Raw genomic sequence first — 21157 nt, forward strand, 5'->3', positions numbered from 1 at the left:
TAATATTATGTCCGAAACGGACCTATCTGCGTAACTTATGCAAATTTGGGATGGAGGCAGCGATGGCTGGCGCATACGACGATAGAGACGGCAAAATCTGGATGGACGGCCAGCTGGTCGAATGGCGGGATGCAAAGGTGCATATCCTGACCCACGCCATGCACTACGCCTCCTCCGTCTTTGAGGGCGAGCGTTGCTACTCCGGCAAGATTTTCAAATCGCGCGAACACTCAGAGCGCTTGATCAAATCCGGCCAGTTGATCGACTTTCAGATTCCCTACACCGTTGACGAAATCGAGGCCGCCAAGCAGGCCGCGCTCGACGCCAACAACCTCAAGGATGCCTATGTCCGCGCGGTCGCTTGGCGCGGCGCAGGTGAGGACATGGGTGTCGCCTCTGCCCGCAACCCTGTCCACATGGCCGTCGCAGTCTGGGAATGGGGCAACTACTACGGTGATGCCAAGATGAAGGGTGCCAAGCTCGACATCGCAAAATGGAAACGCCCAAGCCCGGAAACAGCGCCATCACAGGCAAAGGCGGCTGGCCTTTACATGATTGCGACCATGTCCAAGCATACGGCTGAGGCCAAAGGCTGCTCTGACGCCATGATGTTCGACTATCGCGGCTATGTCGCAGAGGCGACAGGCGCCAACATCTTCTTTGTGAAGGATGGCGAGGTGCATACCCCTCTGGCCGATGCTTTCCTCAATGGGCTGACCCGCCAGACCGTCATCGGTATGCTCAAGGACAAAGGACTGACAGTGCACGAACGGCACATCATGCCTGAGGAACTGGAAGGTTTCGAGCAGTGCTGGCTGACCGGTACCGCAGCCGAGGTCACGCCCGTCGGACAGATCGGCGACTATAATTTTGAAGTTGGCGCAATCACACGTGAGATTGCCGAGGACTACGAGAAACTCGTCCGTTCCTAAGCGCGAAGCTTAAAAATGATCCAAAGGGGCGCAGCAGCGCCCCTTTTTCATGTGTTCAGGCCTCTTCGCGTGCGCAGCGCAGGAATTGCGCCTGCTTCTGGCCGTCCTGCCGCAAGCGCGTCCGCCGCTGTAGCGCCAGTGTCTCGCGATGTGGATATTCCTTACCGGCCTTCAGAACCGCGTGCGCCAAATCAGAATCGCGCTGCTTCGTCGGTCTGTCGAGTATGTGTTTTGCCATCTCATCCTCCGATCGTTGGGCGTCCACCATAACACCAATCGGCGGATTTCCGTCAATTCCATCTGTTTTGTCTCAAATTCAGCGATAATCAGCCGCTCTGACCCGCGATTACGGGCGCTTGGGACAACAACAAAATCCCGATCATGGCAGGCGCAGTCAAACTTCTGACGGGATTATTGGCGAAGCTATACGGAATTTCACGAGTAACAGATTGATTAGCCATGGTTCTCCCTGACGATAGAAACGCACCCCCAAATCCCAACCGAACACGCATGTCCGACAACGATTTCAGAATTCGGAATCTGCTCAAACATGCGCCACAGGACCTGTGGCTCGACACGATCCGCCGCGCCCGCAGCGATGCGCACAACGGGCTGATCCACTGGATGTTGAGCCAGCCGCAATGTGATTTCGCCGTTGCCGCCCATGCCTTCTATCGGTCAAACCCGGCCCAACATGTCGACAGACCGCAACCGCTGCCGGCGCGTCCGGGCCCCGACAACCTGTTTGCCGTCGTGCTCTTTAACTGGGACACGGGCTCTTTCAGGACGCATAACCTCATGGTCGAGGCGCAAGACGCCCACCCGCGCATGATGTCCCGCCTGAACCAGAAACTGCTGGTGCATGCTACAAACAGCTTGCCTTTCCACATCCCGACAGAGTTCCAGCGCCCCCAAGGTGGTGTGCCTGCCCAAGTGCCCTCGCAGCTTTCACCGGACACAGACCCGCGCATCTGGTCGCTTTATGCCGATCTGGGCCTCAACGTGCCCGATCAGCCCCCCGGTCTGGGACGCAAACTTGCCTCTGCAAAGAACCTGATCCGCAAGATCGGTCTGGGCCGCTAGGATCCTACGTTGCCGGTTGCTTTGCGCTGCTGTGCGCGCTGCAACCCCAACTGGCGTTCCCGCCAGATGATGAGGACGCCTGCAGCAATCACGATCCCTGCACCGACCAACATGGTGCCGGTCGGCACCTCGTCGAAGATGAAAAAGCCGATCAGCAAGGCCAGCAACATCGAGGTGTAGTCAAAGGGGGCCACAAGCGATGCATCGGCATAGCGGTAGCTTGATGTCAGCAGGATCTGCCCGATCCCGCCAAGAAGCCCCGCCATGACCAGCATCGCAATCACAGGCCACGACGGCATCACCCAGCCCCAGGGCAAGGTCAGCAGGGCCAGCAGTGACGATGTGATCGTGAACCAGAAAACAATCGCCGCCGTCGTCTCTGTCTGGACCAGTTTGCGGATAAACACCTGTGCCAGCGCAGCCAGCACCGCGCCCATCAAAACGACAATCGCCCCAAGCGTTTCAGACATGTTCAAGGACGTCCCAACCGACAGCCGTGGTGACAGAACAATCAGAACGCCGACCATGCCCAGCGCGACCGCAGACAGGCGAAAAGCCCTGACGTTTTCGCCCAGAAACATCGCCGCAAAGACAACGACCAGAAGCGGCGCCGCATAGCCGATCGCAGTGACCTCTGGCAACGGCAAGAGGCCCAGACCGGTAAAGCCCAGACCCATTGCGCTGGTCCCGATCAGACCGCGCCAGACATGGCCCATCGGGTTCTTGGATTTCCACCCGTCCCGCAATTCATGCCGGATCGCGAGCCACCCCAGAATGATCGGCAGGGCAAAGAATGACCGGAAGAAAACAGCCTGCCCCGGCGGCACCTCTGCAGATGACGCTTTGACGAGGCTCGCCATGGCCATGAACATGCAGACAGACAGAATTTTGAAGACGATGCCGCGCAGCGGTTGCATGATAGGGCCCCTTGCTGAGGCCAACCTATGCCGCCCGTCTGCGCAGCGAAAGTCTTATTGCGGGATCACCCGCACCGCGCGTCCACTGTCATTGATGACAAGGACCGCACCGTCATCCAGCACCTCGATATCACGCAGACGCCCAAGCTCTCTGACAAGGCGTTCCTCACCCGCAACACGGCCATCCTCGATATCAAGACGCACCATGCCACCGGGATTCAGTGACGCAATCAGCAGGTCTCCCTGCCACGGCCCGAACGATCCGTCATAGACGGTCATGCCAGAAGGCGCGATCACAGGGTCCCAATAGTAAACCGGCCCTTCAAATCCTTCAGCACGGGCGATCCCCTCGCTCACCTCGGACCCGCCGTAGTTGATGCCGTAGCTAACAACAGGCCAGCCGTAATTCTCGCCGCTTTGGGGGCGGTTCAATTCATCACCCCCGCGCGGGCCGTGCTCGACTGTCCAAAGCGCACCGTCCGGCCCAAGTGTTGCACCTTGCACGTTACGGTGGCCGAGCGACCAGATTGCGTCATCGCCGTCGCGGCCCACAAAAGGATTATCCTGCGGAATGGAGCCATCGTAGTTCACGCGAATGATCTTGCCGTGGGTGCTGTTGATGTCCTGCACAAGATCGCCGCTGTCACCGGCACCACGGTCGCCGGTCGTGATAAAGACGGTGCCATCTGCCATGGGAACGATACGGCTTCCGAAATGACGTCCACCGCGCACCGGTGGGTCTTGTACGAAAATATCCATGACGTCCGTCAGACGGCCCTGATTGTCGAGCGTGCCTCTGGCCGCTGCAGTCACAAGCCCGCCATCGACAGGTTTGGCGTAAGTCCAGAATACCAACCGGTCGTTGCTGAAATCCGGCGAGACATTCACGTCCAGCAATCCGCCCTGTCCCTGCACGGCGATCTCTGGCAGGCCCGAAATCGGGCCGCTGACGCTTCCGTCAGCATTGATCACACGCATGTCACCCGTAATTTCGGTGACAAGAAACTGACCGCTCGGCAGGCGATCAAGCCCCCATGGCCCGTTCAGGCCGGTGGCGAAAACCTCTGTCGAGACAGATGTCTCCGGCAAGGCAGGCGCGCGTGTCTGATTTTCGAAGGCAGGATCGAAATCTGCGTTGGCAGGCCCTTGGGCAACCTGTGCTGCCACCGAGAGCGGGAAGAGGCTAAGTACGATCGTCTGTTTCAACATTGGCAATCTCCTTTATGCGGGAGATAGCCCAACGCGCCGCGTCGGCGACCGTTGCGTCCTGATCCTCAAGCAAAGGTGAAACCGCCGTCAACAGTGCAGGATCGCCCGAATTGCCGATCGCATAAGCGACATTCCTGACAAAACGGTCGCGCCCGATGCGCTTGATCGGTGATCCCGAAAATTTCGCGCGAAACGCCGCATCGTCCAATGTGGCCAGATCTGCAAGCGGTGGCGCGACCAGATCGTCGCGTGCCGCAAGACGCGCATCCCGTCCCGTGACCGCAAATTTGTTCCAGGGGCAAACTGCCAGACAATCATCGCAACCGTAAATGCGATTGCCCATCAGCGGACGCAAGCTCTCGTCAACCGGCCCTTTATGTTCAATCGTCAGATAGCTGATGCAGCGGCGCGCATCCAGTTTGTAGGGGGCCGGAAACGCATCTGTCGGGCAGATATCAAGACAGGCCGTGCAACTGCCGCAATGACTGGTCTCGCCGCGATCAGGGTCCAGTTCAACAGTCGTGAAGATCGCGCCAAGGAAAAACCAATTGCCCAGATCACGGCTCAACAGGTTGGTATGTTTGCCCTGCCAGCCAAGACCGGCAGCCTGCGCCAACGGCTTTTCCATGACAGGGGCGGTATCGACAAAGACCTTGATCTCCGCCCCTTCCACCTGATCAATCAACCAGCGCCCCACCTTCTTGAGGCGCTTTTTCACGACGTCATGGTAATCCTTGTTTTGCGCATAGACACTGATCGCCGCGCGATCGGTTTCTTCCAGCACCGCCAAAGGATCGTGCTCGGGTGTATAGATCTCTGCCAGCATGATGACCGAGCGTGCCTCGGGCCAAAGGGCCGCAGGGTTCGCGCGCCAGTTCATGCGCTCTGCCATCCAGCCCATCTGGCCGTGCATCCCCGCACCCACAAAAGCCTGCAGTCGCGCTGGCAATTCAGGCACCGCATCAGGCCGGCATACGCCCATTGCGGCAAAGCCAGCCGCCAGCGCCTCTTCCTGCAAACGGTCTTTCAGACGGTCCATGGTGCCAAATCCCTCGGCAGAGGCAGCCACCCCTAGAAATCGAGGTCCGCGTAATGCGCCGCCGGTGTGAACCCCGGCACCTCGTCGGCCAGAATGGACCGGAAGGCCGGCCGCGATTTGATCTTCGCATACCAGTCCTTGACCGCCTCGCTGCGGTTCCAGTCCACGTCACTGGTGTAATCAAGGCATGACAACTGCGCCGCCGCTGCAAAGTCCGCCAGTGTCATGTCATTGCCGGCCAGCCAGCGGCGGTCCTCCAGCAGGAACGCCATGTAGTCGAGGTGATACTTGATCGCCTTCGCCCCCGCCTTGACGTTGGAACTGTCTGGATAGCCCGTGCCCATCACCTTGCGGTTGACCCGCTCACCGGTGAGCATCGCTGTCACCTCATGGTAGAACTTGTCGTCAAACCATCCCACCAGCCGCCGTGCTTCGAACCGTGCCTTGGGATCACGCGGCAGCAGGTTCGGCGTCGGATAGGCCTCTTCAAGATATTCGCAGATCGCCGCGCTGTCGGACATGGTCATGCCGTCCATCTTCAGCACCGGCACCTTGCCGGCGGGATTGCGGCGCATGAAGTCAGGATCACGCTCCCAATAGCGTTCCTCGACCAGTCCGACCTCGATCTTCTTTTCCGCCAGCGACAGCCTGACTTTGCGGCAAAAAGGGGAAAGCGCGTAATGATAAAGCGTATTCATGCAAAAGCTCGCAATATGGGGGTGGGTCTTCAATGCCGCAAGCGGCAGCCCAGATCAACGGTCAGCGGCGTTTTCAAAGCAATCCGCGCGCCCGTCCGCCGCAATCGTATCGGCGCCTGACAGGATGGAGGCCGCACGGTTGCGCGTAAATGTGCTGGGGTTGCTGGCAGAGCGGTCCTTCGGCGCAGGCAGGATCGCCGCCAAACGCGCGGCCTGCCTGCGCGTCAAATCCGCCGCATCCACACCGAAGTAATGCCGCGCCGCCGCCTGAACGCCAAACACACCTTCATCAAACTCCGCCACGTTGAGATAAAGCTCGACGATACGACGCTTGGACCAAAGCGCCTCTGTCACAGGGGTCCAGAGCGCCTCGATGGCCTTGCGCGCCCAGGACCGCCCGTGCCAGAGAAACACATTCTTCACCACCTGCTGTGAAATGGTCGATGCACCGCCAACCCCGTTATCCACCGCCCGCTGGATGGCATTAACGTCCAGCCCCCAATGCAGACAGAAATTTGCATCCTCAGCGGCAACAACCGCACGCGCCATGACCGGCGCGATCTCCTCAAGCGGCACCCAATCCTGTGCGATACCATCCAGACGACGGCTTTCGGAAAACATGTATGGCGTCGTCGGCGGGTTGATCACCGCATAAAGCGCAGTCCAGAGAACGACAAAACCCGCCACACCCAAGACAGCCCACATCACACTGCGACGGACAAACCGGCGCACACGCAGGATCAGCCCGGGCTGTTCCTGTTTCTTTGATGCGGTCTTCTTTTTCGGGGCTGGCTTTTTGCCTTTGGCCCGCGCTTTGCTCTGCTCTGCCATTGGCTCCATAAGCCATGCAGATGGCCAGAACGTCAACGCCCCCGCAGTAGGATTACTGCGGGGGCGTGTCCTTTATTCCGCAGGGATCGCGGTTTCTTCGATGCTCAGCGGATGCGGCAGGTGGACCAACATCTCTTTCGGGCAAATCTGGATGAAGTTCGCCTTCTCCACATCCCAGTGCTGCAGGATATCGGCGGCCTTGACGCTGGCTGTCTCGGCCACATGGCGTTCGATCAGTCCTTTAAGCTGCGCTTCCCAATGATCGACAGTGACAGGGCATGTCACCAGCGTTTCCATGTTCATCAGCGGTGCAGCCTCGCCTGTCGGGTCATAAAGATAGGCCATACCGCCTGTCATACCCGCACCGAAGTTCGCCCCGATTGATCCAAGGATCACCGCAACGCCGCCGGTCATGTATTCACAACCATTGGTGCCGCAGCCTTCGATCACGACCTTTGCACCTGAGTTGCGCACCGCGAAACGCTCACCCGCACGACCGGCAGCAAAGAGATAGCCGTCAGTCGCACCGTAAAGCACCGTATTGCCGATGATCGTGTTATCAGAGGCAACAAGCGGGCTGACCATCGGCGGACGCACGACGATCGTGCCGCCAGACAGACCCTTACCGACATAGTCGTTGGCATCGCCTGAGACTTCCAGTTTCAGGCCGGGCGCCGCAAAAGCACCCAAGGACTGACCGGCCGACCCACGCAGCTTGACCGTCAGGTGATCAGGCTGCAGCGCATTGCGCATCCCGAACTGCTGAACAATGTGGCTCGACGTCCGTGTGCCGATGGTCCGCAGCGTGTTCTGCACTGCATAATCCAACTGCATCTTCTCACCATCGTTGAGGAAACGTGCCGCATCCTTGACGATCTGTGCATCCAGCGTGTCATCCACCGCGTTGCGGGGACGGTTACGGTCATAAGTGATCTTGTTGGCACCATCGACCGTGATCAAAAGCGGATTGAGGTCCAGATCATCCAGATGCGCCGACCCACGCGAAACCTGCGTCAACAGATCAGCCCGACCGATCACGTCATCCAAGGACCGCGCTCCGATGGAGGCGAGGATTTCACGCACTTCGGTCGCATAGAAGGTGATGAGGTTCACGACCTTGTCGGCGTTGCCGGTGAACTTTTCACGCAAGGCTTCGTCCTGCGTGCAGACACCGACAGGACAGGTGTTTGACTGACACTGACGTACCATGATGCAGCCCATGGCGATCAGGGCGGCGGTGCCGATGCCGTATTCCTCGGCACCCATCATCGCGGCCATCACAATGTCACGGCCCGTCCGCAAGCCGCCATCCGTGCGCAGCGTGATCCGCTCGCGCAGGTTGTTCATCGCCAAGACCTGATGCGCCTCAGTCAGACCCATCTCCCAAGGCAGACCGGCATATTTGATCGACGTGCCTGGCGATGCGCCCGTGCCGCCATTGTGACCCGAAATCAGGATCACATCGGCCTTGGCCTTCGCGACACCGGCAGCAATCGTGCCGACACCCGAAGACGAGACGAGCTTGACCGTCACCTTACAGCGCGGGTTGATCTGCTTGAGGTCATAGATCAGCTGCGCCAGATCCTCGATAGAATAGATATCGTGGTGTGGCGGCGGCGAGATCAGGGTCACACCCTTTGTCGAATGGCGCAGGCGGGCAATCAGGTCGGTGACCTTCATCCCCGGAAGCTGACCACCCTCACCGGGCTTGGCGCCTTGGGCGACCTTGATTTCAAGCTCTTCGCAGGCGTTGAGGTATTCGGCTGTGACGCCGAACCGGCCGGAGGCCACCTGCTTGATCTTCGCAGACGGGTTGTCGCCGTTGGGCTCCGGGTTGAAATGTGCCGGATCTTCGCCACCCTCGCCGCTGTCAGACTTTGCGCCGATGCGGTTCATGGCAACGTTCAGGGTCTTGTGGGCCTCGGGGCTCAGCGCGCCAAGCGACATCCCGGGCGTCACGAAACGCTTGCGGATCGCCGTGATGCTTTCGACCTCTTCGATTGGAACTGGCGCACCCAGCGGCTTGATGGCCAGCAGATCACGCAGATGGATCGGCGGGTTGGATTGCATCGACTTGGAGTATTGCTGCCACAAAGCATAGGACGCCTTGTTACACGCCGCCTGCATCATGTGCATTGTCTGTGCTTCCCAAGCGTGCTTCTCGCCTGAGCGACGCGCCTTGTAGAAGCCACCGATTGGCAAAACGTCTGTGCCGCCTTTCCAGCCTTTGGCGTGGACCTCTTCCAGCTTGCCCTGAATACCGTTGGTACCGATACCAGAGATACGGCTGTGCATACCGGGGAAGTATTCCGCACACATGGCGCGCGACAGCCCGACAGCCTCGAAATTCAGACCACCGCGATATGACGACAGAACAGAAATCCCCATCTTCGACATGATCTTGAGAAGACCGGCGTCAATCGCCGCACGGTAGCGGCGGACGGCATCTGTCAGCGATCCTTCGATCAGGCCACGGCGCACACGGTCCGCAATGGAATCCTGTGCCAGATAGGCGTTCACTGTGGTCGCACCACAGCCGATCAGCACGGCAAAGTAATGCGGATCAATACACTCAGCCGACCGGACGTTGAGCGAACAGAAGGTCCGCAGACCCTTCTTGGTCAGACCGGAATGCACCGCCGAGGTGGCAAGGATCATCGGCATCGCGATCCGGTCCTCTGACTGTTCCTGATCGGTCAGCACAATATGCCCGGCACCCGACCGCACCGCATCCTCGGCCTCGTCACGGATACGCTGCAACCCTGCGTTCAAAGCACCACGGCCCGCCGCGAATGTGCAGTCGATCACCGCGACGCTATCGCCAAAGTGGCGCATCATCTCGTCAAATTCGGCATTCCCGACAAACGGGCTTTCCAGCACCAGAATCTCTGTCTGGCTGCTGCTTTCATCCAGCACGTTCTTGAGGTTCCCGAACCGCGTCTTGAGGCTCATCACGCGGCTTTCGCGCAAGCTGTCAATCGGCGGGTTCGTCACCTGAGAGAAATTCTGGCGGAAGAAATGCGACAACGGACGATAGGTCTTGGACAGAACCGCCGACGGCGTATCGTCGCCCATCGAGGCGATCATCTCCTTGCCGTCTTCGGCCATCGGGGCCAGCACCTGCTCAAGCTCTTCGATGCTGTAACCGGCCGCCACCTGACGCTTGCGCAGTTCTTCGGCCTCATAAAGCGCCTTCTCGGGCACATCGCTCATCAGATCATTGAGATCGACGACCTTTTCCACCCATTCACCGAACGGCTGTGCCGCGGCAAGCTTGTCTTTCAGTTCCTCGTCATGGAACAGACGGCCTTCCTGCATATCGACAGCAATCATCTGGCCGGGGCCCAAGGCGCCCTTTTCAACCACGGTTGCCTCGTCGATTGTGACCATGCCCACTTCGGAGCCCGCCACCAACAGACCGTCACCAGTCACAACGTAGCGCAATGGGCGCAGGCCGTTGCGGTCCAGACCGCCACAGACCCAGCGGCCATCCGTCATGGCAAGCGCTGCCGGACCATCCCAAGGCTCCATCACAGCGTTGCAATAGCCATACATATCCTGCCACGCCTGCGGCATTTCCACAGCCTGCTTTGACCAGGCCTCAGGCACCATCATCGTTTTGGCCATCGGCGCATTGCGGCCAGCGCGGACCAGCACCTCGAACACTGCGTCAAGGGCGGCAGAGTCAGACGCACCCGACGGGATGATCGGCTTGATGTCCTCGGCCTTGTCGCCAAACGCACCAGAGGCCATGCGGATTTCATGGCTGCGCATCCAGTTGACGTTGCCTTTCAACGTGTTGATCTCACCGTTGTGCGCCAACATGCGGAACGGCTGTGCCAGCGACCACTGCGGGAAGGTGTTTGTCGAATAGCGCTGGTGATAGATCGCAAAGGCGGATTCGAACCGCGCATCCATCAGATCGGGATAGAACTCGGCCACCTGCTCGGCCAGCATCATGCCTTTGTAGATCAAAGACCGGCAGGACAGCGAACAGACATACATGCCGGAAATCCCGGCAGAGGTTGCCGCCTTCTCGATACGGCGACGGATGATGTAAAGCTCGCGCTCGAACTGCTCTTCATCCAGACCCTTTTCATTCCGGATCAGGATTTGCTCGATCTCGGGACGGGTCGCATTCGCCTTCTCGCCCAGAACTTCGGTGTTCACCGGCACATGACGCCAACCGTAGATGTAGTGACCCATCCGCAGGACTTCGGTTTCCACGATGGTCCGGCAGCTTTCCTGCGCGCCAAAGTCGGTGCGTGGTAAGAAGATCTGGCCAACCGCGATCAGCTTGTCATTTTCAGGGGCATGGCCCGTGCGCTCGATCTGGTCGTAAAAGAACGGAACAGGGATCTGGACATGAATGCCGGCACCGTCGCCGGTCTTGCCGTCAGCATCAACCGCGCCGCGGTGCCAGACGGCTTTCAGCGCATCAATACCCTTTGCAACAACATCGCGTGACGGCGTGCCGTCAATCGCAACAACAAGGCCCACGCCACAAGAGGCATGCTCGTCATCCGCCTTGTAAAGACCATTCTCGGCCATCCACTGGCGCTTGGCCTCTTCGGCGGCAACCCAAGTCTCGTCAAAAGTTGTCATCGGTCGTTCCTTTTCTAGGCGGGGCCACCACTGGGGTGGGCTTTGGGTCGTTGCAGATTACGGACGGAAGGCCGCATCAATTTCGTTGCATTCGTAAACCGGTTCGGCTGTGAAAAAGCCCTGCTCGCCGGGGTAGATGAATTCGACAGGCGAGAAATCGAGGATGTCGTCAGGGCTTTCGGCCTGCCATGTCTCACCAAGGAAAAACATCCGGTGCTTCTCGCTGACGTACTGGCGGCCACTGCTGGCGTCGATTTCGTCGCCTTCGGCGTCAATCGTGCGGCCCTGGAATTCGGTCTGCAGCAGTTCTTCACCGTCGATGATCACTGTTTCACCGGTCAGAAGGTCGTATCCCACATGGCGCTCAAGCCCCAGATCGGTGTCGAGCGTGAAATCCCACGTATCAATCTGGTTGGCAAAAAGCTCGTCAAGCGAGGCAGGGTCATCTGCCGGCATGATCAGCTCTTCGTCACCGGTGATCTTGAAGGCTTCGATCCACTGGAACTCGCGGTCAACACGCTGGACGCTGAACAAACCGCCTTGGCTCAGAAGCGCGATCCATTGATCACCCGGATTGTCCTCTTCGCACTGCCAGACGTTCACGACGATACAGCCCTTGTGCTGCACGGTCAGCTTGGCTTCGCAGCCCTCGGGGGCGGCGAAACTCTGCTGGGCAACAGCCGGTGTTGTTGCGGCCAGTGCTGCAAGCACGATCATCGGTTTCATCATCTCTTTACCCTTCAGGTCAGTGCCATTGACGTATCGGTCATCAGGTTGTCTGCACAGTCGGTGCACAGGTTGTGTACAGTTGGTGTACGGGGTGTGACTCACTCTGCGGCGACGGTTTCGGCCTGTCCGAGATACTCCAGAATGGCCTCTGCACAGTCGCGTCCGTCCCGGATCGCCCAGACCACAAGCGACGCGCCGCGGACAATATCGCCAGCAGCATAGACACCCTCAAGGCTTGTCTTGCCGGTCGTGAACTCGGCCTTGATCGTGCCCCAGCGGGTGACTTCCAGACCTTCGACGCCCCACAGTTGCGGCAGGTCTTCAGGCTCAAAGCCCAGCGCCTTGATCACAAGGTCGGCTTCTTCGACATAATCGGCACCTTCGATCACTTCCGGTGTCTGGCGACCTGTCGCATCAGGCGCGCCCAAGCGCATCTTTTGCACCTTCACGCCAGTAACCGCGTCACCTTCAAAGCCGTCAGGCGCGGACAGCCAGACAAACTCCACGCCTTCTTCTTCTGCGTTCTGAACCTCGCGCTGCGAGCCTGGCATATTGGCCTTGTCACGGCGGTACAGGCATTTGACGCTGGTCGCGCCCTGACGGATGGCAGTGCGCACACAGTCCATTGCCGTATCACCACCGCCGATCACGACAACGCGCTTGCCTTCGGCGTTCAACTCTCCGCTTTCGAACTCAGGCACATCATCGCCAAAGCTCTTGCGGTTGCTGGCGGTCAGATAATCAATCGCGCTGACGATCCCTTCTGCATGGGAATTCGGCAAATCCCTTGTTTTATAGACGCCTGTGGCAATCAGCACGGCGTCATGCTTGCCGCGGATCGCGTCAAACGACAGGTCCTCGCCAACGTCGCAGTTCAGCACAAACTGCACGCCACCGTCCTCAAGTTGGGCCATCCGCTGCATGACGACATCTTTTTCCAGCTTGAAGCCGGGGATGCCATAGGTCAGCAGACCGCCACCACGGTCATAACGGTCATAAACAGTCACCTGCACACCCTGACGGCGCAGCATGTCAGCAGCGGCCAGACCACCGGGGCCGGCGCCGATGATGCCCACGCTTTCGCTGCGCTCCATCGACGGGCGGATCGGCTTGACCCAGCCTTCTTCAAACGCGGTGTCAGTGATGAATTTCTCGACAGAGCCGATCGTCACAGTGCCGTGGCCGGATTGTTCAATCACGCAGTTGCCTTCGCAAAGACGATCCTGCGGGCAGATACGGCCACAGATTTCAGGGAAGGTGTTCGTGGCCTGGCTGACCTCATAGGCCTCCTGCAAGCGACCCTCGGCGGTCAGACGCAGCCAGTCGGGGATGTTGTTGTGAAGCGGGCAGTGGGACTGGCAGTAAGGAACACCGCATTGGCTGCAGCGGGCCGCCTGCTCTTCCGCCTTTTCCAGGGCGTATTCGGCATAGATCTCGCTGAAGTCTTCCTTGCGCAAGTTCGGCGGCCGCTTCTCCGGCATTTCGCGCCCGATCTGCGTAAACTTCAACATCTTCTGGCCAGCCATCCGCCGCCCTCCCCGATTTCCAAAGCGAGATGCCTTGTAAAACGCTCTTCAGGAAATGAAAAGGCAATACTACTGACCTATATGAGCAAAAATGATGATCTCGATAGCGTCATTATGTAAATTTTCTTAAGATTTAGGTCCGAATTGTTACCTATATCCCCTCTTCCCCCAAGATTCTAGGCGTTTAGGTTGTCGGCAACGAATCAAAAGGCCCCACCATGACCACCTTTAATCTGCTGTTGATCGCGCTGATCCAAGGTCTGACCGAGTTCCTGCCGGTGTCATCCTCTGGCCATTTGATCCTACTGCCAAGCCTTTCGGGGCTGGCTGATCAAGGCCAGGTCATCGACGTTGCGGCGCATCTGGGCACGCTGGGCGCCGTCATTCTATACTTCTGGAAGGACGTGAAACTCGCCCTGAGCGGACTTGCGCGATTGGCGCGAGGCAAGATCGACACGCAAGGCGCGTTCCTTGCGCTTTGCCTGATCATTGCAACAATCCCGGTGGTGATTGCTGGCCTGATCCTGAAGGTCACCGGTCTTTCGGATATGATGCGTGGCATTGCCGTGATCGGCTGGGCAATGATTGTTTTTGGCATCCTGCTTTATTGGGCGGACCAAAAGGGCACGCAAGACCGCGCGGCCGAGGGCTGGACACTGAAACATGCCTTCCAGATGGGGCTTTGGCAGGCAGTCGCCTTGATCCCTGGCACATCGCGGTCGGGCATCACAATTACGGCCGGACGGATGCTGGGCTATGGACGATCAGAGGCAGCGCGGCTTGCCATGCTCATGTCTATTCCGACGATCATCGCATCGGCCTCCTTGCTGGGACTCGACGTGATTGCATCGGGCGACACCGGCGCATGGCGCGACATTGGTATCGTTGTCGCCATGTCATTTGTCGCCGCGCTACTTGCACTGAGCCTCATGATGCGGCTTTTGAAGTCGATCAGCTTCACGCCTTACGTGATCTACCGGATCGCGCTGGGCGTTGTCCTGCTCTGGATCGCCTACACTTAGGCTTTCAGGTTCTTTGCGGATTCCTTGATCGCATCGTACTGACCTGACGGACGGAAACGCCACAGATAGTCTGGCAAGACTGCCTCGATTGCTGTGGGACGCAGACCCAGATCATCAAATCCTTGCGCCCCCTCTGAAACCACGTTGTAGACCGCGAGATTGCGAATCTGATCTTTCGTGACAGGAGGCTTGACCAAACCGGCGGTCAGGAAGCGAACGGCGGAAAAACCGGTCGCCATGATATTGGCAAACCAGAAAGGCAACCCGACGACCAAGCGGCGACGGCGGATCACGTCCAGCATGATATGCATCAACTCGCGGAAACTGTGAACATCGGGGCCACCCAATTCGTAAACGCCGCCTTTCACGTCGCCCAAGACGGCATTGGCTGCGACTGCGGCAACATCATCCACATAAACTGGCTGGAACTTTGTTTCCGCACCGACGACCGGCAGCACAGGGCCAAGGCGGCTCATCGAGGCAAAGCGATTGAAGAATTGGTCTTCCGGTCCAAAAATGATCGAAGGCCGCAAAATCACCGCATGCGGCATGTGTTCCAGGACACCGGCTTCACCCGCAGCTTTGGTCTTGGAATATTCGCTCTGTGCGTTTTCGTCCGCGCCGATGGCAGAAATGTGGACCATACGGGTGATCCCGTGCTCTGCGGCGATGCGCGCAATCCGTTCTGCACCCTCGGCTTGCACGGCACTGAATGTGTTCTTGCCAACCTCATCAAGAACACCCACGCAATTGACCACTGCGTCGGCGCCCTTTGTCACCAACGCGACAGAGGCATCATCGCGAATGTTGCAAAAAACAGGTTCAACCTGACCCACCACACCGTAAGGGCGGACGAACATTGCCTCGTTGACGTTGCGCACGGCCACGCGGACACGCCACCCTTCTTTTGCCATGCGGCGGGCAATGTAGCGTCCGACAAAACCGGAACCGCCAAAGATTGTAACGAGCTTGGACATCGCGGGGCCTCTCAAATAGTCGGCTTGGGTTTACCCCTGAGGATGGGTCCAGACAAGGCGCAAACCAATGATTCCGTGCGGCCGCGCCTTTTTGTCCTCGAATCGCGTTGACAGCCCCCGCGCTCAAGCGTAAATCGCGCTTCACCGACCCTGTGCCCAGGTGGCGGAATTGGTAGACGCGCCAGCTTCAGGTGCTGGTGTCTGTATGGACGTGGAGGTTCGAGTCCTCTCCTGGGCACCATTTCCAAAGTTCTTTTCCCATCATCTGCCGGACGGGCTGGCATTCGTTTGCGCTTGCCTTGACTGAAGCGACCCGACTCAGCAGTCCATCGTCAGATCGTCTGTGCGATAGGTCTGCAAACCTGCGCTGATGTCGGCAAAATCGTCTCGATCAAAGTAGTGCTGCAGCCTCTTACGCGTCTCAAAGACATCACCTGCGAGATCGCGCAACACTCTGAACCTTTTCCGCTCTTCAACTGGCTGGCGAAAGCCCCGCCGATGTGCATCTATTTCATCATGCAGACTATTTTCCCGCAAAAACAACTGCATCTTGTACCAATAGATTTCCTCCTGATGCGCCAGCGGATCGACCCATGGTTTGTTGCGGCCGATGAAGTGCACGATCCGCGGGTTGCGGGAGGCGATCAGTGGTTGATAGGGCAGGATTGCCTGCCAGTTCCAGCTTGGCGAAAGCTCGATCCAGTTACCGTCAACGACACGGTTGAGCGCTGACTGGTCGCCGAAGCGGCAGGTTTCCGGATTTTCGGTCCAATAGGTTGCGGCACGCCGTCCAATTTCCTCTAACCGGAAAGCATCTGAATTGACGAGGAGCATGCCGGAATTGAAGTAGTTTCCACGCACCTTTGCGGGCAGTGACCGATGATAGTCCCTGTGCTTGCCAATCGGTTTGCCTTGCCAGAGCGATACGTCCCTTACGGCGGCAAGAGGCCGGTCCGCCATTTCAATCAGCGATAAATGGGCGACACTGCCCCATCTGGCAAAAATGTCAGAGTCAAAATAAACGACCCTTTCAAATTCCTCTGACAGTTGCTCCAAGGCGGCAAGCCTGAGGAAGTGTCCCGATGTCAGCGTTGGCAGCCCCGGTTCAGACCTGTTTCCGTCGACGGGTGCTGACTGTTTGATCAAAGTGACCCCTTGCGGCACCGCGCTACGGTATCGTTCATCAAAAGATGCGCTGTGAAAAAGGAAGAAGTGCACGTCAGGTCCGTCATTCAGTGCGATCAGCCTTCCCAACGCAAAGAGTGATTGCCAGATCATGTTGGCATCCGAGCACAGGCAAACCGCGAGCTGTTTTTTCGGTTTCATCATGGTCAGTCCATCCGCCCCACTCTGCTGACGTACGCTAATCCAAGCCAGGGACTGTATTCTTTGCCTTGGCTGGCATAATGACGTGAACGCAAAAGCAGTAAACCCGATGCACCACCTCAAACCAAACAGTTCTCACGGCACAATTATGGCCGTATCGATGATGAAGGACGAAGCGCCTTTCCTGTTGGAGTGGTTTGCCCATCATCTGGCGGTCGGCTTTACAGATATTCTTGTCTACACGAACGACTGTACCGACGGCACGGTCGAGATGCTGATGCGCCTTGAAGAACTGGGGCTTGGGCACCATCGCCCAAACAGGGTCCCAGAGGGTGGCAAGCCGCAACCTTCAGCGATCAAACATGCGCAGGCTGAACCACTCGTCAGAGCGTCGGACTGGATGATCTTGCTGGATGCTGATGAGTTTCTGGCAGTCAAGCATCCCTCTGGCACAGTTGATGGCATGATCACAGATGCCGTGGCGCGGGATGCAAACGGCATTGTCATCACATGGCGCATATTCGGATCAGGAGGACAGGTTGCATGGTCTCGTGCGCCTGTCACCGAACAGTACCTCCGCGCGGCTCCGGAACTCTGGAACAAGGGCTGGGGTGTCAAAACTCTTTTCAAATTTGATCCGACATATTGGAAGCTTGGAATACACCGGCCTTCAATCAAAAACAGATGGCTTGAGACGGAATTTCCCGAGACGGTGAAATGGCTCAATGGGTCTGGCGATCCGATGGAGGACTATTTCAAGTTTCGCGGTTGGCGCTCGATCAGGCGAACCCTTGGATACGACTGGGCGCAGATGAACCACTACGCGGTCAAGTCGGTCGATGCATACGCGGTCAGGAAGTTCCGGGGTAACGTCAACAACAAGAAAGACAAGTATAACGCCGACTATTGGGCACTTCAGGACCGCAACGAGGTCGAAGACAAAGCCATTTTGCGCCACGCTGCAATGCGACAGGCCATCATGGATGAATTGTTGACTGATCCCGTTCTGAACCGCCTGCACTTTGCCGCGCTTGACGCGATTGAAGCGAAACTTGCAGCCTACAAAGCCACCGATGCTTATTGCCAATTGCGTGATGCCCTGATTGAGGCCAGCAATGTGCCTATCACTCAGGTCGTTGCGAAACCGCCTGTTGCACGCGACCCGGCAAAGATCGCCGCCTTGATGAGCCGCGTTGAACGAAATGTCGGAAACCAGCCGAAAACCGAGCGCCGCCAGCCCAATGTGGCAGGGTGGGGCGACGCGGCTGGCGATCATTACGTCCAAGGTGCGATAGAGGTTTCTGGAGACAACACAGTTGACTGGGTGCCCAATCATGAAATTGCACTGCCTACCGACCCGCGCATCTTTCATCCTGATAGCCTCAACAGCGTTCTGACAGGTCGGTTCGACCGACGTCATGCGCGCAATATCGGCAGCTATCTTGTCGGTATGAAAAGGCTCTTGGACATCGGGACTGGTGTCGGCTTCATTCCTCTCAAAGCGCTGCGCGAGACTGACGAGCTTGTCGTGATGGCGCAGGACTATCGCAAGGGGCTGATCAGAATTGCAAAAGATATCGCAGCGCGAAATGGGATGGCCAGTACAGCGCGGCTCAAGCTATCGGATGCTGATCTATTCCTTCCGGCAGATCGTGACGGTGCCGCGTCGGGATTGGCTGCCTACCTGCGGGACTTTAAACCGGACGCTTTGCGCCTGTCTCACGCGCCAGATCTGCCACCAGACGCTCTCGCGAAGGCTGACCTGGAATCCGTCCGGCGTGTGATCATACCATTCCACGACACGGCGACCGAGGATCGTTATCGCACAGACTATGCGCCAATACTCAAGGATAACGGCTTTTTGGAAACCGAAGGGCGTGCAAGCGCTGGATCGCTGCAGTTCGATAAGTCAATCTAGCCTTCAATAACTTGCGTTGCATCGCCCGTTGGTTTCAGATGTGCTTTGACTGAATAATCCACCAAAAACAGGGCAAGCTTTGGCAGAAGAACCAGACGACACAAAAGCAATAGCAGGCCATGGTGTGGTCGTTGTTTCGCGCAACGGCGATGTGATCCGCTATGACCCGACCGGGTTGGTCATGCGCCTTTCTGACAAGGTGATCGACGATATCGCACTGCGCCTGGATCATCGCATTCCGCCTACGTCAGAACGGTCTGATAGCCAGAAACCTTCCAGCATCCGTGTCGATCCACATGAGCATCTGGAAGGCATCGACGCTTGGGAGGTGCGGCAAGACGGGGAGTGGCTATATTTTGCAGCCAACCTTCCAGGCGATCAAGGTGTTCGCGGGTTTCGCAGGCTCGGCGACGGCGGCGATATTCTAGGTGATGCACCGGGCCCGCTCGTCGGGATTCTTGGCCTCGGCGGTCCGCGCGCGGCCATCGCAACCCGTGAAGCCTCACATTATCCGCAGCATATCACGGCACCAGCAGACGACATCGGCGCAGTTGGACATGCAGGCGTCGAGGATGCCAAATCCGTCGATACGCTTGAACATCTGCGCGAGGTCACCCACGAGGCGCTGGTCGCAGAAACCTTCATTCGTTGGCAGCAGGAAAAATACGCGGCTTTTCCTGTTTTCATGACCCGGGTGGAAACCGACAGCTCAGCAACATCCGCACAACTTGCCAACGGAAAGGCGTTTGAGAACTTTGTAGCCGCTGCCAGCAACCTTACTTTGGCCGCCAAACGCATGGGAAAAAAACCCAAGCTGATGTGCGTCCACCTGGACTACAGCCTAGAAGATACATCGGATGACGCGGTTGCTTACCGAGATGGGATGCTGTCGGTCATGGGTCGCGCTGAAGATGCGCTTTTCAAACTCGGGTTTGAAAATCCTGTTTTTGTCGCACGGATGGAAAGCGGAACGGCTGAAATCACACAAGCTGCGGCGATTGAGGGGCAGTGGGAACTGGCTTGGAACCACGGGTCACATCGCTTTTTGTATTCTGCCCCGAGCTACATGTTTGCGCACGACAGATTTGAACGCGCAACGACGGACGCGCGCCGCGAGATGGCTGAAATGACGGCTGCAGCTATCGCTGATCCCGAAAACTGGCAATGCCCGACATTCTATCTGGCCGAACGAACGGGCGATCCCAAGGTGATTAAAGTCGTCGCACAGTCGATGACTGATCTTGTTGTTGATCAATACGATCCTTTCGATGCCGGGGCCGGTGGGGGTTTTCGCGTGCTGTATGCTGACAATCCCGTTGATGTGACGGACGTCAGCGTCGACCCAGATGACTCGAAGGCCTTGCATCTGCGACTTTCGGCGCGGCCAGAGGGTGAAGGTGTGCAAATCGCCTACGCGTTTGGTGCAGCACCCCGCGATGGCAGTTATCCGGCAAATTGTGGTGTTGTCAGGGATACCTGGCAGTTGGAAAGCAAGACAGGCCGCGTTCTGAACCGTTGGGCGCTTCCCTGTCTGTTACCGCTACAGCCGGGGGCCTCCGATGCTTAAGCTGGACCAATCCCTGCCGGATGGCGCCCTTTTGGGCGGTGCACGCGAGACATTCGCCAGCCAGCTGCAACGTACGGGCGCAGTCTGGCTTCATGGAGACAGGGAAAGCTTCGAGGTTGATGACGAGACCGGTGCAATCCAGAAATGGCAGAGTATTGATGGCCACAAGACAGCGACACCCGCTGAGCCTAACGAGGGCAACGGGCGGCTCTTTAAGTCTGAAGCTCTGGTTGGGTTACAGTGCATCCCTGAAACCAATTGTGGACTTGTTGTCCCGAACATCACGGAAAACGCAGGCACCTTCTCAATGGCGGTTCTCTATCGGCCCGCACCGGATGGGCAATCAAAGACGCTTGTGACCGTCAACACCGGCTATTCTGGTGGCAGCGACGCCGACAGCAATTATGTCTTTCTGTCTGACGCTGGCGATTTTTTCACTGCGAAAGATACGCGTGGCGCTGTCGAAGTCTTGGCTCCTGTCACCTCTCCATCGGACCGTGTTCGCATGGCGATTGTTACCTTGTCCGGCAACACCTTGGCCGTTGCGGAAAATTTGTCAACGCCTGTCGTTGCTCATGGCGCTGATGCAGGTATGCGTACCGAGGCTGATCTCTTTATCGGATGCCGCAGCAATCGTAGCGGGCTCAAAAAAACTTTGGGTGGCGCGACAGTTCTTGATGTTCTGTTCTGGCCCAAACACGCGCTGTTGATTCCGCGGGGCGCTGAGGACGCAAAAGCCTATACAGACCTAAAACGCTATTTCCTTTGGGAGCACTGA

General features: G+C 57.9%; 17 protein-coding genes and 1 tRNA gene. 7 read left to right on the forward strand and 11 right to left on the reverse strand.

The window, feature by feature from the left end; genetic code table 11:
• The first annotated feature begins 62 nt into the window (after positions 1-62).
• Entirely contained in the window at positions 63-932 is an 870-nt protein-coding gene (locus BM316_RS10935) for a branched-chain amino acid aminotransferase (RefSeq protein ID WP_090209394.1), read from the forward strand.
• 55 nt (positions 933-987) lie between these two features.
• On the opposite strand, the gene BM316_RS10940 is transcribed toward BM316_RS10935, so the two are convergent.
• Entirely contained in the window at positions 988-1170 is a 183-nt protein-coding gene (locus BM316_RS10940; RefSeq protein WP_131802572.1) for a hypothetical protein, read from the reverse strand.
• Between the two features lie 272 nt (positions 1171-1442).
• Between BM316_RS10940 and BM316_RS10945 the strand changes: the two genes are divergently transcribed.
• Positions 1443-2015 (forward strand): hypothetical protein, encoded by a 573-nt coding sequence (locus tag BM316_RS10945; protein WP_131802573.1) that lies wholly within the window; start codon positions 1443-1445, stop codon positions 2013-2015.
• Here the strand turns inward: BM316_RS10945 and BM316_RS10950 are convergent.
• The 8 genes from BM316_RS10950 to BM316_RS10985 all read right to left on the reverse strand — a co-directional run bounded on the left by BM316_RS10950 (position 2012) and on the right by BM316_RS10985 (position 13569).
• Positions 2012-2932 (reverse strand): DMT family transporter, encoded by a 921-nt coding sequence (locus BM316_RS10950; RefSeq protein ID WP_090208281.1) that lies wholly within the window; start codon positions 2930-2932, stop codon positions 2012-2014. The genes BM316_RS10945 and BM316_RS10950 overlap by 4 nt on opposite strands.
• Positions 2933-2986: 54 nt before the next feature.
• Entirely contained in the window at positions 2987-4141 is a 1155-nt protein-coding gene (locus tag BM316_RS10955; RefSeq protein ID WP_090208284.1) for a PQQ-dependent sugar dehydrogenase, read from the reverse strand.
• Positions 4116-5180 carry a tRNA epoxyqueuosine(34) reductase QueG gene (gene queG / locus BM316_RS10960; protein ID WP_090209397.1) on the reverse strand — a complete coding sequence of 355 codons (1065 nt, stop codon included), beginning with the start codon at positions 5178-5180 and terminating at the stop codon, positions 4116-4118. The genes BM316_RS10955 and queG overlap by 26 nt, the downstream gene beginning before the upstream one ends.
• 32 nt (positions 5181-5212) lie before the next feature.
• Positions 5213-5878, reverse strand: coding sequence for an FtsZ-binding protein FzlA (fzlA, locus tag BM316_RS10965; RefSeq protein ID WP_090208285.1), 666 nt, complete (start codon positions 5876-5878; stop codon positions 5213-5215).
• A gap of 54 nt (positions 5879-5932) precedes the next feature.
• Entirely contained in the window at positions 5933-6709 is a 777-nt protein-coding gene (gene mtgA / locus BM316_RS10970) for a monofunctional biosynthetic peptidoglycan transglycosylase (protein ID WP_090209399.1), read from the reverse strand.
• 72 nt (positions 6710-6781) lie between these two features.
• Positions 6782-11314, reverse strand: coding sequence for a glutamate synthase large subunit (gltB, locus tag BM316_RS10975; protein ID WP_090208288.1), 4533 nt, complete (start codon positions 11312-11314; stop codon positions 6782-6784).
• Between the two features lie 57 nt (positions 11315-11371).
• Entirely contained in the window at positions 11372-12043 is a 672-nt protein-coding gene (locus tag BM316_RS10980; protein ID WP_090208291.1) for a hypothetical protein, read from the reverse strand.
• Between the two features lie 98 nt (positions 12044-12141).
• Positions 12142-13569 (reverse strand): NAD(P)-dependent oxidoreductase, encoded by a 1428-nt coding sequence (locus tag BM316_RS10985; protein WP_090208293.1) that lies wholly within the window; start codon positions 13567-13569, stop codon positions 12142-12144.
• Between the two features lie 218 nt (positions 13570-13787).
• Here BM316_RS10985 and BM316_RS10990 point away from each other — a divergent pair, with 218 nt between their 5' ends.
• Positions 13788-14591 (forward strand): undecaprenyl-diphosphate phosphatase, encoded by an 804-nt coding sequence (locus tag BM316_RS10990; RefSeq protein ID WP_090208296.1) that lies wholly within the window; start codon positions 13788-13790, stop codon positions 14589-14591.
• On the opposite strand, the gene BM316_RS10995 is transcribed toward BM316_RS10990, so the two are convergent.
• Positions 14588-15568 (reverse strand): complex I NDUFA9 subunit family protein, encoded by a 981-nt coding sequence (locus tag BM316_RS10995; RefSeq protein WP_090208299.1) that lies wholly within the window; start codon positions 15566-15568, stop codon positions 14588-14590. The two genes, BM316_RS10990 and BM316_RS10995, sit on opposite strands and share 4 nt — an antisense overlap.
• A gap of 154 nt (positions 15569-15722) precedes the next feature.
• Here BM316_RS10995 and BM316_RS11000 point away from each other — a divergent pair.
• Positions 15723-15809: transfer RNA gene (locus BM316_RS11000), tRNA-Leu, on the forward strand.
• A gap of 77 nt (positions 15810-15886) precedes the next feature.
• On the opposite strand, the gene BM316_RS11005 is transcribed toward BM316_RS11000, so the two are convergent.
• Entirely contained in the window at positions 15887-16897 is a 1011-nt protein-coding gene (locus BM316_RS11005; RefSeq protein WP_090208302.1) for a glycosyltransferase family 8 protein, read from the reverse strand.
• A 157-nt stretch (positions 16898-17054) separates the two neighbouring features.
• Between BM316_RS11005 and BM316_RS11010 the strand changes: the two genes are divergently transcribed.
• The 3 genes from BM316_RS11010 (at position 17055) to BM316_RS11020 (ending at position 21157) form a co-directional block, all read left to right on the forward strand.
• Positions 17055-18812, forward strand: coding sequence for a glycosyltransferase family 2 protein (locus BM316_RS11010; protein WP_090209402.1), 1758 nt, complete (start codon positions 17055-17057; stop codon positions 18810-18812).
• Positions 18813-18891: 79 nt separating this feature from the next.
• Positions 18892-20379 carry a hypothetical protein gene (locus BM316_RS11015; RefSeq protein ID WP_090208304.1) on the forward strand — a complete coding sequence of 496 codons (1488 nt, stop codon included), beginning with the start codon at positions 18892-18894 and terminating at the stop codon, positions 20377-20379.
• On the forward strand, positions 20372-21157 hold the full coding sequence (locus BM316_RS11020; protein WP_090208307.1) for a hypothetical protein: 786 nt from the start codon (positions 20372-20374) through the stop codon (positions 21155-21157). The genes BM316_RS11015 and BM316_RS11020 overlap by 8 nt, the downstream gene beginning before the upstream one ends.

This window comes from Yoonia litorea, assembly GCF_900114675.1.
In the GTDB taxonomy this organism is placed as follows: domain Bacteria; phylum Pseudomonadota; class Alphaproteobacteria; order Rhodobacterales; family Rhodobacteraceae; genus Yoonia; species Yoonia litorea.

What these genes read in the sequence shown, in the direction of transcription:
- BM316_RS10935 (WP_090209394.1), top strand. Translation starts at nt 63, where the DNA reads ATGGCTGGCGCATACGACGATAGAGACGGCAAAATCTGGATGGACGGC.
- BM316_RS10940 (WP_131802572.1), bottom strand. Translation starts at nt 1,170, where the DNA reads ATGGCAAAACACATACTCGACAGACCGACGAAGCAGCGCGATTCTGAT.
- BM316_RS10945 (WP_131802573.1), top strand. Translation starts at nt 1,443, where the DNA reads ATGTCCGACAACGATTTCAGAATTCGGAATCTGCTCAAACATGCGCCA.
- BM316_RS10950 (WP_090208281.1), bottom strand. Translation starts at nt 2,932, where the DNA reads ATGCAACCGCTGCGCGGCATCGTCTTCAAAATTCTGTCTGTCTGCATG.
- BM316_RS10955 (WP_090208284.1), bottom strand. Translation starts at nt 4,141, where the DNA reads ATGTTGAAACAGACGATCGTACTTAGCCTCTTCCCGCTCTCGGTGGCA.
- queG (WP_090209397.1), bottom strand. Translation starts at nt 5,180, where the DNA reads ATGGACCGTCTGAAAGACCGTTTGCAGGAAGAGGCGCTGGCGGCTGGC.
- fzlA (WP_090208285.1), bottom strand. Translation starts at nt 5,878, where the DNA reads ATGAATACGCTTTATCATTACGCGCTTTCCCCTTTTTGCCGCAAAGTC.
- mtgA (WP_090209399.1), bottom strand. Translation starts at nt 6,709, where the DNA reads ATGGCAGAGCAGAGCAAAGCGCGGGCCAAAGGCAAAAAGCCAGCCCCG.
- gltB (WP_090208288.1), bottom strand. Translation starts at nt 11,314, where the DNA reads ATGACAACTTTTGACGAGACTTGGGTTGCCGCCGAAGAGGCCAAGCGC.
- BM316_RS10980 (WP_090208291.1), bottom strand. Translation starts at nt 12,043, where the DNA reads ATGATGAAACCGATGATCGTGCTTGCAGCACTGGCCGCAACAACACCG.
- BM316_RS10985 (WP_090208293.1), bottom strand. Translation starts at nt 13,569, where the DNA reads ATGGCTGGCCAGAAGATGTTGAAGTTTACGCAGATCGGGCGCGAAATG.
- BM316_RS10990 (WP_090208296.1), top strand. Translation starts at nt 13,788, where the DNA reads ATGACCACCTTTAATCTGCTGTTGATCGCGCTGATCCAAGGTCTGACC.
- BM316_RS10995 (WP_090208299.1), bottom strand. Translation starts at nt 15,568, where the DNA reads ATGTCCAAGCTCGTTACAATCTTTGGCGGTTCCGGTTTTGTCGGACGC.
- BM316_RS11005 (WP_090208302.1), bottom strand. Translation starts at nt 16,897, where the DNA reads ATGATGAAACCGAAAAAACAGCTCGCGGTTTGCCTGTGCTCGGATGCC.
- BM316_RS11010 (WP_090209402.1), top strand. Translation starts at nt 17,055, where the DNA reads ATGATGAAGGACGAAGCGCCTTTCCTGTTGGAGTGGTTTGCCCATCAT.
- BM316_RS11020 (WP_090208307.1), top strand. Translation starts at nt 20,372, where the DNA reads ATGCTTAAGCTGGACCAATCCCTGCCGGATGGCGCCCTTTTGGGCGGT.